Annotated in this window: 10 protein-coding genes; 6 read left to right on the top strand and 4 right to left on the bottom strand. The window is 67.2% G+C overall.

Annotated features, from left to right (window positions below; genetic code table 11):
- The gene (locus tag ACIBW7_RS08810; protein ID WP_397045785.1) at positions 1 to 1,659 is read right to left on the bottom strand and encodes a DEAD/DEAH box helicase; all 1,659 of its coding nucleotides are present in this window, start codon (positions 1,657 to 1,659) and stop codon (positions 1 to 3) included.
- Between the two features lie 288 nt (positions 1,660 to 1,947).
- On the opposite strand from ACIBW7_RS08810, the gene ACIBW7_RS08815 reads away from it, so the two are divergent.
- Entirely contained in the window at positions 1,948 to 3,156 is a 1,209-nt protein-coding gene (locus ACIBW7_RS08815) for a YihY/virulence factor BrkB family protein (protein ID WP_397045479.1), read from the top strand.
- On the opposite strand, the gene ACIBW7_RS08820 is transcribed toward ACIBW7_RS08815, so the two are convergent.
- Complete coding sequence (locus tag ACIBW7_RS08820; protein WP_397045481.1) at positions 3,129 to 3,365, bottom strand: DUF3039 domain-containing protein; 237 nt, start codon at positions 3,363 to 3,365, stop codon at positions 3,129 to 3,131. The genes ACIBW7_RS08815 and ACIBW7_RS08820 overlap by 28 nt on opposite strands.
- Positions 3,366 to 3,471: 106 nt before the next feature.
- Here ACIBW7_RS08820 and ACIBW7_RS08825 point away from each other — a divergent pair, with 106 nt between their 5' ends.
- On the top strand, positions 3,472 to 3,891 hold the full coding sequence (locus ACIBW7_RS08825; RefSeq protein ID WP_397045483.1) for a DUF3099 domain-containing protein: 420 nt from the start codon (positions 3,472 to 3,474) through the stop codon (positions 3,889 to 3,891).
- Positions 3,892 to 4,093: 202 nt separating this feature from the next.
- Here ACIBW7_RS08825 and ACIBW7_RS08830 read toward each other — a convergent pair whose 3' ends face one another.
- Positions 4,094 to 5,371 (bottom strand): MFS transporter, encoded by a 1,278-nt coding sequence (locus tag ACIBW7_RS08830; protein WP_397045485.1) that lies wholly within the window; start codon positions 5,369 to 5,371, stop codon positions 4,094 to 4,096.
- Positions 5,372 to 5,646: 275 nt separating this feature from the next.
- Here ACIBW7_RS08830 and ACIBW7_RS08835 point away from each other — a divergent pair, with 275 nt between their 5' ends.
- The 3 genes from ACIBW7_RS08835 to ACIBW7_RS08845 all read left to right on the top strand — a co-directional run bounded on the left by ACIBW7_RS08835 (position 5,647) and on the right by ACIBW7_RS08845 (position 9,140).
- Positions 5,647 to 6,387: a VOC family protein gene (locus tag ACIBW7_RS08835; RefSeq protein WP_397045487.1), complete on the top strand. Its 741-nt coding sequence runs from the start codon at positions 5,647 to 5,649 to the stop codon at positions 6,385 to 6,387.
- Positions 6,388 to 6,459: 72 nt separating this feature from the next.
- Entirely contained in the window at positions 6,460 to 7,977 is a 1,518-nt protein-coding gene (locus ACIBW7_RS08840; RefSeq protein ID WP_397045489.1) for a methyltransferase, read from the top strand.
- A gap of 194 nt (positions 7,978 to 8,171) precedes the next feature.
- A complete protein-coding gene (locus ACIBW7_RS08845) occupies positions 8,172 to 9,140 on the top strand; it encodes a sigma-70 family RNA polymerase sigma factor (RefSeq protein ID WP_397045490.1) in 969 nt (322 codons plus the stop codon).
- Positions 9,141 to 9,311: 171 nt separating this feature from the next.
- On the opposite strand, the gene ACIBW7_RS08850 is transcribed toward ACIBW7_RS08845, so the two are convergent.
- Positions 9,312 to 10,259 carry an NAD(P)-dependent oxidoreductase gene (locus tag ACIBW7_RS08850; RefSeq protein ID WP_397045492.1) on the bottom strand — a complete coding sequence of 316 codons (948 nt, stop codon included), beginning with the start codon at positions 10,257 to 10,259 and terminating at the stop codon, positions 9,312 to 9,314.
- Positions 10,260 to 10,734: 475 nt separating this feature from the next.
- Between ACIBW7_RS08850 and ACIBW7_RS08855 the strand changes: the two genes are divergently transcribed.
- The gene (locus tag ACIBW7_RS08855; protein ID WP_397045494.1) at positions 10,735 to 11,751 is read left to right on the top strand and encodes a LacI family DNA-binding transcriptional regulator; all 1,017 of its coding nucleotides are present in this window, start codon (positions 10,735 to 10,737) and stop codon (positions 11,749 to 11,751) included.
- The last annotated feature ends 123 nt before the right edge of the window (positions 11,752 to 11,874 follow it).

An 11,874-nucleotide genomic window follows, 5' to 3' on the forward strand; every position in this document is an offset into this window, starting at 1 on the left:
TTACTTACGGCGCAGGGCGGCGATGCGCTCACCCAGTTGGTCCGCGGTGGCCAATGCCGTTGGCGGACCACCGCATTCGCGGCGCAACTCACCGTGGATCACCCCGTGCGGCTTGCCGGTGCGATGGTGGTGCATGGCGACCAGGCTGTTGAGCTCACGACGCAGCTCACCGAGCTTGTCCGCGGTCGCGACCCGCTCGGCGGCCGAGGCGACCTGCGGACCAGGATCGGGCGTCGCGGCCTCACCGCGTTCGGCGAGTTGCTTCGACTGACGTTCACGCAGCAGGGCCCGCATCTGCTCCGCGTCCAACAGCCCGGGAATCCCGAGGTAGTCCGCCTCTTCCGCACTGCCCGCGAAAGTGGCCGTGCCGAAGGAGGATCCGTCGTAGATCACCTGGTCGAGTTCGGCGTCAGCGGCGAGTGCGACGAATGGCTTCTCGTCCTCGCCCGGCTCGTCCTTCTGCTTGTTCGCGTCGATCAGGAGTTCGTCTTCGAGGCCGTTCTGCTCGCGGTGCGGCTTGCCGATGACGTGATCGCGCTGCAGTTCCAGCTGCGCGGCCAGATCGAGCAGCACCGGCACCGACGGCAGGAACACGCTGGCGGTCTCGCCTGGCTTGCGCGCACGCACGAACCGGCCGATGGCCTGAGCGAAGTACAGCGGTGTCGAGGCACTGGTCGCATAGACGCCGACCGCGAGGCGCGGCACGTCGACGCCCTCGGACACCATGCGGACCGCGACCATCCACGGCTGGGTGTTCTTGCTGAATTCGGCGATCCGGTCCGAGGAGGACGGATCATCCGAGAGGACCACCGCGGGCCGCTCGCCCGAGATGTGTTCCAGCAGTTCGGCGTAATCGCGGGCCCGCTCCTGATCGGTGGCGATCACCAGACCACCGGCATCGGGCATACCGGTCGCACGCAGCTGGCGCAGCCGGGTGTCCGCAGCGACCAGCACCTTGGACATCCAGTCGCCGGCCGGATCCAGTGCGGTGCGCCAGGCACGGGCGGTGTGTTCGGCGCTCAGCGGCTCCCCGAGGCGGGCCGAATACTCCTCGCCCGCGCTGTCGCGCCAGTGCGCCTCACCGGAATACGCCAGGAAGACGACGGGCCGGACCACGCCGTCGGCCAATGCCTCCGCATAGCCGTAGCTGTGGTCCGCGCGCGAGCGCGGGAAACCGGCCTCATCGGGTTCGTAGCTGATGAACGGGATCTGGCTGTCATCGCTGCGGAACGGGGTGCCGGTCAGCGCGAGCCGGCGGGTGGCGTCACCGAATGCCTCGGCGGTCGCATCACCCCAGGACTTCGCATCGCCCGCATGGTGGATCTCGTCGAGAATCACCAGCGTTCTGCGTCTCTCGGTGCGAACACGGTGCCGTGCGGGATGCGAGGCGATCTGCGCGTAGGTGACCACCACGCCGTGATAGTCGCCGGAGGTCGCACCCGTCGCGTTGGAGAAGCGCGAATCCAGCTGAATGCCCACGCGGGCCGCGGATTGGGCCCACTGATGTTTGAGGTGTTCGGTCGGAGCGACCACGGTGACCTGGTCGACGGTGCGGTCGGCCAGCAGTTCGGCCGCGACTCGCAGTGCGAAGGTGGTCTTACCCGCGCCCGGCGTCGCCACCGCGAGGAAGTCCCTCGGCTTGGTGGACAAGTACTTCATCAGGGCCCGGCGCTGCCAGGCACGTAGCGAACCACCTGTGGAACCCGCGGCGCTCGATTTTTGCGAATCGCCCGGTGTTTCCGCTTCTCCCGCCACAGCGGCGCCACCCGACACAGTCACGAAGACGACCCTAGCTGTCCCCCATGGCGTGTCGCCAAACCGACGCGGCGTGGGCGACGGGCGTCACACGCCGAACCCTGCGCCACGCCGTGTTCATCTGCTCCCCATCGACTCGATGCCACGGCAAACCAGAACAATATGCTCGGATGCGCGATGCTGTTAAGCATCATGACCGACGAAAGTGCTCTACCCCGCCACACCCCGGGGGCCGGCGACCAGCCGATCCACAGCGGCGGACGCGGCGCGGAACCCACGGCGGCGACCTATGCCCGCAACGCCGCAACGCGGGCTGCGCATGCCGCGCGACAGGGTGGCAAACTCGTCCTGCGGGTGGCGGTGAAGTCATGGAACGATTCGATTTTCGCCAAATCCGCGGCCGCGGCGTTCTGGCAGACGATGTCGCTGGCGCCGCTGCTGCTCGGGGTGCTCGGCAGCCTCGGTTACGTCGGGGAATGGTTCGGACCCGATACCGTGGAGATCGTCCAGCAGAAGATCATCGCGTTCAGCCGGGACCTGTTCAGCACCAGTGTGGTGAGCGACCTGATCGAACCGACAGTCACCGATGTGCTCAGTCGCGGACGCGCCGCCTTCGTCTCGGTGGGTTTCGTAATGTCGCTGTGGGCGGGATCCTCGGCAATGTCGACCTTCGTGGATTCGATCGTCGAGGCGCACGGGCAGCAGGACGCCCGGCATCCGGTGTGGCAGCGCATCTTCGCCTTGCTGCTTTATGTGCTGTTCCTGGTGGTCGCGGTGTTTCTGCTGCCGCTGATCGCGCTGGGGCCGACATTGATCGGACGGGTGCTGCCGGATTCGTGGCGGGAACCCGGGTTGCGGCTGATCGATTCGTTCTATTACCCGGGTGTCGGCCTAGTGCTGATAATCGGGCTCACCACGCTGTACAAGCTGGCGCTGCACAAATCGCTGCCGTGGCACCGGCTGTTCGGCGGGGCGCTGGTCGCGGGCGTGTTCTTCATGACCGCCAGTGAGGGACTGCGCCGCTACCTGGCCTGGGTCACCAGGACCGGTATCAGCTACGGTGCGCTCGCCACGCCGATCGCGTTCCTGCTGTTCACGTTCTTCCTCGGCTTCGCGGTCATCCTCGGCGCCGAATTCAATGCTGCGGTGCAGGAATTCTGGCCCGCTCGCAGCACTCGCATCGATCAGGTGAAGGAATGGTTGTCCAATCAGTTGGGCGGGGACGACTCCGACACCGAACAGGATGATCCGGGCACAGCGAAGCCCCCGAACCCACAGGAGGCTCAGGGGCCGATCGCGCGGACACACGACAACGGCGCCGATGCCGACCGGGGACGACTCAGCGCGCCCGGCGATCCGTCACCGGCGTCGGCTCACTCGCCCTTGCGCAAGCCGTCGTAGACCTTCTTGCACTCCGGGCAGACCGGCGAGCCGGGCTTCGGCGAGCGGGTCACCGGGAAGACCTCACCGCAGAGGGCGACCACGTGGGTGCCCATGACGGCGCTCTCGGCGATCTTGTCCTTCTTCACGTAGTGGAAGAACTTCGGGGTGTCGTCGCCCGTCGTCTCATCGGTGGTCGTATCCGGGCGAACCAGAGTGTCGGTACTCACGCATTCCATGATGCCGCATACTCGCCAGCTCGGCTGATGACGGTCGGTGTTCGTCGAGCTGACCAGGCCATGTGCGGTGCGCCGTCGACAGTGGAAGACTCAGGGTATGCAGCAGTACGGCGACACCCCCGACGCCGACGACATCGGCAGCGGTGATCGCCCGGACGTCGCAAAGCCGACGCCACCCCGCAAGTCCACCGGCTACTTCCCCGGCAATGACGAGAAGCACCCGGTGCTGATCACCGAGGCCGCGCCGTCACTGGAGGATCAGCACCGCGCCAGGGTTCGCCGCTACACCATCATCATGGCGTTCCGCATCCCCTGCCTGATCCTGGCTGCGATCGCCTACAGCGTCTTCAGCAACGCCCTGCTCTCGATCCTGATCATCACCGCCTCGATCCCCCTCCCCTGGATCGCCGTCCTGATCGCCAACGACCGCCCACCCCGCCGCAAGGACGAACCCAGCCGCTGGGACCGCCCCCACACCGCCATCGAATCCCGGCCACACCGCGCCATCGATTCCTGAGGCTGCGGTCGGGCCCTGGGCAGAGTAGGTCCAGGGTCGGTAGCGCAAGGCCAGGTCAGCAGGCAATCCTCGCCGGCAGCGCAATGGTGCCCACAACTTGCCACGCGGGTGCCGAAACGCCGAAACCAAACTGGACACCCGATCACCATGTATCGGTGGCGGCGAATGTCGAGAAAGTAGCGCCACCAGCGCATTCTCGGCGTCAGGCGTGGCGGCGGATGGTGGCGGACATGAGGGCGGCGGCGGCGCAGAGGGCGCCGGCGATGTACCAGGCGAGGTTGTAGGAGCCTTGGACGTCGCGGATGATGCCGGCACCGGTGGCGGCTATGGCGGAGCCGATCTGGTGGGAGGCGAAGACCCAGCCGAAGGCGACTGGGCCGTCGGCGCCGAAGAGTTCGCGGCAGAGCATGACCGTGGGCGGGACTGTCGCGATCCAGTCCAGGCCGTAGAAGATGATGAACACCCACATGCTCGGCTGCGTGTCCGGCGCGAACAGCGACGGCAGGATCAGCAGCGACAGTCCGCGCAGCGTGTAGTAGCCGACCAGCAGGTAGCGGGGGTCGGCGCGGTCGGTGAGCCAGCCGGAGAAGATGGTGCCCGCAACATCGAAGATGCCGACCAGCGCCAGCAGACCGGCGGCGGTGGTCGGCGGCATGCCGTGATCGTGTGCGGCACTGACGAAGTGGGTGCCGACCAGGCCGTTGGTCGATGCGCCGCAGATCGCGAATCCGCCTGCGAGCAGCCAGAATCCGGGGCTGCGCGCGATCGTGGTCAAGACCGTCAGTGCGCGGGTCGCACCGCCGGTCGCCTGCACCCGCAGTCCAACTGTGCTGCCGGGTTCGGCACCGTACGCGGAAACGCCTGCGTCACTGGGGAAGTCGCGGATGAACAACAGGACCAGCGGAACCACCGCCAGCGCGACACCCGCGACGATCAGCGAGGGCACTCGCCAGCCGTGCTCATGCGCGACGGCGGACACCACCGGCAGGAAGATCAGCTGCCCGGTCGCGCCCGCCGCGGTGAGCACGCCCGTCACCAGTCCGCGCTGACGCACAAACCAGCGACCGGTGATCGTCGCCACGAACGGCATGGACATCGATCCGACGCCGACTCCGACCAAGAGCCCCCAGGTCGCCACCAAATGCCAAGGCTGGGTCATGAATACCGTGAGCCCGCTACCCGCCGCGACCAGCACCAGTGCGCATGCCACCACCCGGCGGATACCGAATCGGTCCATCAGCGCCGCCGCGAACGGCGAAATCAGCCCGTACAGTAGCAGATTCAGCGAGACCGCGGCACCGATGGTGCCGTGGGACCAGCCGAACTCCTCGTGCAGCGGATCCAGCAGCACACTGGGCACCGACCGGAACGCCGCCGCGCCCAGGAGTGCGATGAATCCCACACCGGCGACGATCCAGGCGGGGTGCAGCCGCCGCGGCACGGAATCGACAGGTACCCGAGGCGTCTGCAGTTCAGTCACCCGCTGAGCGTGCCGGAATTTCGCGCATCGAACGAGTGGCCGGAATGCCACAAACCGCCAAGATCATGCCAGTTACGGCCGAGCCGAAACCGGCTCGACAGCATCGCGGTCGGCACCTACTGTGTGGCGGGGGTAAACGACGGGAACTCTCTCAGCGCCAGTGATGTGCGACACATCCGCGTCAACCGGGCGCGGCCGCCGCCGAATCACCGGAAGATGCGACAACTGCACGCCGGCTGCGGCGCGGGAACTTCCGCCAGGAAACAGGAGAAAGCATGATTCGGTGGGTCTGGGCCTTCCTCGACCGCCCGACGCAACGTTTCGACGAATGCGCGACATTCTGGTCGACGATCACCGACACCCAACTCTCGCCGCGACGCGGCGAGAACGACGAATTCCTCACGCTCCTACCGGAGCCCGCACTCTTCGCCGATGCGGGCGTCAAAATGCAGGCGGTGACCGGACTCGGCCGGGTACACCTCGATTTCGACGTCGACGATGTCACCGCCGCGGTCCGCATCGCGCTCGACCTCGACGCCGAACTGGTCGCCAACCACAAGAGCTACGCCGTGTTGCGCTCACCGGGCGGTCAGATCTTCTGCTTCACCCCAAGCGTCCGCGCGAAGGGCACTCCCGCCCCGGCCGTGCGCGCCCCGGACGGCACCCTCACCCGCCTCGACCAGGTCTGCCTCGATATCGGCCCGACCGACCACGCCGCCGAATCCCGCTTCTGGACCACCCTCACCAACTGGGACCTCGCCCAGGGCCGCCTGCCCGAATTCGCCCGGCTGCGCGCGAAAGAGCCGATGCCCGTACAGCTTCTGCTGCAGCGTCTCGGCGAGGACCGACCCGGCGGCGCGCACATCGACCTCGCCTCCGCGGATATCGACGCCACCGCCGCCTGGCACGAGTCCCTCGGCGCGACACTGGTCGAGCGCCATGAGCACTGGATCGTCATGTCCGATCCGGCAGACGCGCCCTACTGCATTACCGGCCGCGACCCGAACGGCGTCTGAGATCGCACGCTGTTCAGGTGACACGACGAGCACGTTTCGGTTGCTGGCGTGTCGCGGTGGCAGAGTACCGGTGTGCCTACCAACCAGACGACCACCGGATCGCTGCTCACCGCGCTGTGCCCCGATCTGCGGGCCGCGCTGACCCGCGTCGGCTACGACGCCGACACGCTGCTCGAAGTGCTCGGTGCCGACGCGCACGCCGCACTGGGTCGGTCCGAACCGGTCCCGGTGCGTCGCGCCGCTCGCCGAGCGGGCGCACTCGGAACCCTGATCCGCCTGTTGCTGCTCGGTGACGCACTGCCCGAACGCGAGGTCGCGGCCGCACTGGCACCGGTGGAGATCGACCGCGCGGTAGCCGCCGGCCTGCTCGCCCGTGACGGCGACGATGTGCGCGCGGCCCTGGACCTGCGCCCGCTCGACGCGGGCGAAGGCACCCGCTGGATCCTGTCCGACCTCGACGATTCGATGTTCCGGCGCACCCTGACCGAGGATCACGTGCTCGGCGTCGGCCACGCCTCCCTGTCGCTGTTGCGCGCCACCCCTACCCGCCGCGTTGGTTCGGTCCTCGACCTGGGCACCGGCTGCGGCGTCCAGGCCGTCCACGCCGCCGCGTACGCGGACCGGGTGACCGCGACCGACGTGAACCCGCGCGCCCTGTGGCTGGCCGAGGCGACGGCCGCACTCAACGGACTCGATATCGAACTTCTGGCCGGTTCCTGGTTCGAGCCGGTGGCCGGTCGCCGCTTCGACCAGGTGGTGGCCAATCCGCCGTTCGTCGTCGGCCCCGCTCGCATCGAACACACCTACCGCGACTCCGGGCTCGCCCTCGACGGCGCAAGCGAATTGGTGATCTCGCAAGCCCCCGCCCTGCTTGCCCCCGGCGGCACCGCCGCGATGCTGGCGGCGTGGGTGCATGTGGACGGCGAGGACTGGCGCCAGCGCGTCTCGTCCTGGCTGCCCGCGCACGGCGTCGATGCCTGGGTGGTCCAACGCGATGTCGCCGATCCGGCCCTCTATGTCGGAACATGGCTGCGTGACGCGGGTTTGGATCCGCGCGACCCGGCCGCACAGGAGCGCGCCGAACAGTGGCTCGACGCCTTCACCGCCGCGGGTGTCGAGGGCATCGGCTTCGGCTTCGTCTACCTGCACGCCATCGACGGTCCCACCGAGCTGCTCGCCGAGGACCTGACGCACGGCTTCGAGGATCCGCTCGGCGCCGAGGCCACCGCGTATTTCGCGCGCTCGGCCTGGTTGCGCCGCGCCGCCGCCGAGGAAAATCTCGCCTGGTCAACACGTTTCGTGGTCGATCCGGCAACCGCGCTGGAACGGGTCTATCTGCACAGCGAATTCGGTTGGGAGCAGCAGGTCGCGCGGCTGCACCGCGGCGACGGTCCGCGCTGGCAGCACGAGGTGGACGAGTCCACCATCGCACTCGTCGCGGGAATGCGCGCCGAGGGTTTGCCGTTACACGAGCTGATAGAACTGCTCGCGCTCGCCGACGGATCGAGCGAAGTGACCGAGGAGTTCGCGGCCGACGCATTATCCGTGGTGGCCGGATTGGTTCGCCACGGTTTGGTACGGCCCGTGTAACGAAGCGGCAACCGCTCGCATCCCACCGGACGCTTCGCGCACGGGCTGTTCCGACAGGGTGGGGTTCTCAGGAACTTCTCAGACGCGAGTGACGGAAACCGCAGTTCAGAGCGGTTTATCGGAGCAGTAGCGGGGAACTTTCTACCTGTCGGGTCCGTTGTTCGGAGTGAGACACCACCGACAGGAGGCAAGTCATGACAAGCCCCGCCACCACTCGTGTGCGCACCAGCGATTCGGACCTCGACGCCCAGAGCCCTGCCGCCGACCTGGTACGTGTGTACCTGAACGGGATCGGCCGTACCGCACTGCTCACGGCAGCCGACGAGGTCGAGCTGGCCAAGCGCATCGAGGCGGGCCTCTATGCGCAGCATCTGCTGGAGACCGGCAAGCGACTGTCGGCCACCCGCAAACGCGATCTGGCCGCCATCGTTCGCGAAGGCCAAGCCGCGCGCTCGCATCTGCTCGAAGCCAACCTCCGGCTCGTGGTCTCCCTCGCCAAGCGCTACACCGGCCGCGGTATGCCGCTGCTGGACCTGATCCAGGAGGGCAACCTCGGCCTGATCAGGGCAATGGAGAAGTTCGACTACGCCAAGGGATTCAAGTTCTCCACCTATGCCACCTGGTGGATTCGGCAGGCCATCACCCGCGGCATGGCCGATCAGAGCCGTACCATCCGCCTCCCCGTGCATCTGGTCGAGCAGGTCAACAAGCTCGCCAGGATCAAGCGAGAACTGCATCAGCAGCTCGGTCGCGAGGCCACCGATGCCGAACTCGCCAACGAGTCGGGCATTCCGGTCGACAAGATCTCCGATCTGCTCGACCACAGCCGCGACCCGGTAAGCCTGGATATGCCGGTCGGCAACGACGAAGAGGCCCCGCTGGGCGATTTCATCGAGGACTCCGAGGCCACCTCGGCGGAATCCGCCGTGATCGCCGGGCTCCTGCACCACGATGTGCGCAGCGTGCTCGCCACCCTGGACGAGCGCGAACAGCAGGTCATCCGGTTGCGCTTCGGCTTGGACGACGGCCAGCCGCGCACCCTCGATCAGATCGGCAAGCTCTTCGGACTCTCCCGCGAGCGTGTTCGTCAGATCGAGCGTGAGGTCATGTCGAAGCTGCGCAAGGGAGAGCGGGCCGACCGCCTGCGCGCCTACGCCAGCTGATTCCCGCGATAACTCGTGCCGGTGATCCCGGCATGTGCCCATGACGCCGGACCACCCCGAGGCCGGTTCGGCGTCCGGCTCGGTGACCCCGGACGGTCACCTCGAAACGCCGACCGGTGACCGCGCGTCCCGCCCCCTCCGGGTTCGCGCGAGCCGGTCGGCGAACCCCATTCAATCCCCGCCGAGTCCGTCGTCGACCGCGACATTCTCTGGTTCGAGTTCGAGTGCGGAGTTCTCGGCCTGCAGATCGAGCAGGATCGCGAAATCCTCCTGCACTCGGCCACTGCCGACGCTGGCCTGAACGAGTTGTGCGGTGGCGGCCGCGAGCGGCATCGGCACATCGAGGCGGCGGGCCGCGCCGAGGCCCAGGTCGAAGTCCTTGCGCAGTAGGATCGGGGTGAAAGTCGGTGTGTAGTCGAGGTTTACGAAGGCCGGGGTCTTGTAGCGGGTGAAGACCGAACCCATGACGCTGTTGTTGAGGAAGTCCAGGAAGGCCGCCCGGGATACTCCGCCCTTCTCCGCGAGGACGGTGACCTCGGCCATCGACTGGGTGACCACACCGAGGAACAGGTTGTGGCAGATCTTGACCAGCCGCGCCGCGTCGCCCGCGCCTACGTAGGTGACGGATTTACCGATGGTGCGCAGTAGTGGTGCGACGCGTTCATAGACCTCCAGCGGACCTGAGGCCGCGATCGAAAGTCCGCCCGCGGCGACCACTTTCGCATTGCCGCTGACCGGTGCGGCCAGGAAGCCGACACCACGCAGTTCGCAGGCCGCTCGAATGGCCGCGGAGGATTCCGTCGAGACGGTCGAGCAGTCCACGACTATCGCGGGTGCGGATCTTTTGTCGGCGAGCAGGCCGTCGGCGCCGAGTAGGACCTGTTCCAGGTCGGCTTGGGTGGAGACCATGGTGAACACCACGTCGAGGGTGCGCAGATCCGCGATGTGGTCGGCGATTGTGCAGCCGTGCTCGGTCAGTGGTTCGGCCTTGGCTCTTGTTCGGTTCCACACCGTGACCTGGGTGCCCGCAGCGGCCAGGCGGGTGGCCATCGCGGCGCCCATTCTTCCCGCGCCGATCCAGCCCACTGTTCGTCGTTGAGGCGATTTCTCTGAGTTCACGCCAACTCCTATGCAATCGTTTGCAATCACGGTAAGCAGAGGCCATGCAAGCAGTCAAGGCAACTATTGCCTATGGTCGTGCAAACGAATGCAGACGAGGCCGACCTCGGCCGAAGCGCGCTCATCGCGACCGTATCGCGCCGCAGCCCATCACGCGCCGCAGACCACGCACATCGCACCCGCACATCACGCGCCGTCACCAATCGCACAAAGGTCGTCGCCCATCCCGCGCCCCTGGCCCACCGCACCGCCGCCTGTCCATCGTGCGCCGCCCACCACGCGCCGTTCGGCGCAAGCCATTCGACTCAGCTGAACACCAGAAACCACGTCGGATTGCGGCTGAAGTCATTGCCCGCGAAAGCGGCCAAGTATCTGCCTGCGCCGCTGCTATCTGCACGCCATTGCGTTCAGGGTGCCCCGGCGCTGAATCCGATGCTTGGAGTGAGGATGACGCGGGCCGCTTAGTATTTCTGCAATGCAGGGACCCACGCTCCGGGATGTGGCCAATGCGGCCGGTGTGCATACGGCCACGGCGTCGCGCGCTCTGAACCCGAATGCCCGCGCCTTGGTGAATCCGGAGACGGCGCGGCGGGTGCTGCGGGCGGCGGAAACGCTCGGTTATCGGCCGAATCCGATTGCCAGGAGTCTGAAGACCGCGAAGTCCGGGACGGTCGGGCTGGTCATCCCTGATCTCACCAACCCCTTGTTTCCGCCGATCGTGCGCGGCATCGAGGATGTACTGGCCCCGGCCGGGTACAGCACCCTCATCGTCAATACCGACGACCGGCCCGAACGCGAGCAGGCGCAGATCACCTCGCTACGCTCGCGCCAGGCCGAAGGTCTGATCATCGCCACCGCGCTGCTGGAACATCCGCTGCTGCAACAGCTGCACGAGCAGCGCGTGCCGATGGTGCTGGTCAACCGCCGCACCAAGGGACTCGCCGTCGGATCCGTCGCCGCCGATGACGCCGCTGGCATCGGGCTCGCCGTCAAACATCTCGTCGAGCTGGGCCACCGCCGGATCCTGCACCTCGCAGGACCGCAGACCACCTCCACCGGTGTCGAGCGCCTGCGCGCCTTCCGCACCGCCGCTCGCGAGAACGACCTGGACGACTCCGATCGAATCATGGTGTGTGACAGGTGGACCGAAGACGCCGGAGCCCGAGCCCTGCGCACCGCACTGGATTCCGACGACGATTTCACCGCCATTGTCGCCGGAAACGACCTGATCGCCCTCGGCTGCTACGACGTCTTCGCCGAACGAAACATCAACTGCCCCACCGACATCAGCGTGACCGGCTTCAACGGCATGCCCTACCTCGACAAGCTCAGTCCCGCACTGACCACCATCGCCATCCCCCACCACGACATCGGCCGCGAAGCCGCTCGCATGCTCCTCGAATCCATCGCCGAACCCGACCGCACCCCCCGCTCGGTCCTTCTCCCCCCAGCCCTCGTCCCCCGCGCCTCCACCGCCCCACCCCGCCACTAACCCATCTGCCCGCGATCGCGACGCCGCTGATGCTCCCTCGTGCGGCGACGGTCTCCGCATTGCTGACCGCCGATCGAACCGGTCCGTGCGCTACCCGGACGGCGATTCGCACCACTGACGCGG

The organism is Nocardia sp. NPDC049526, assembly GCF_044465765.1.
GTDB lineage: Bacteria > Actinomycetota > Actinomycetes > Mycobacteriales > Mycobacteriaceae > Nocardia.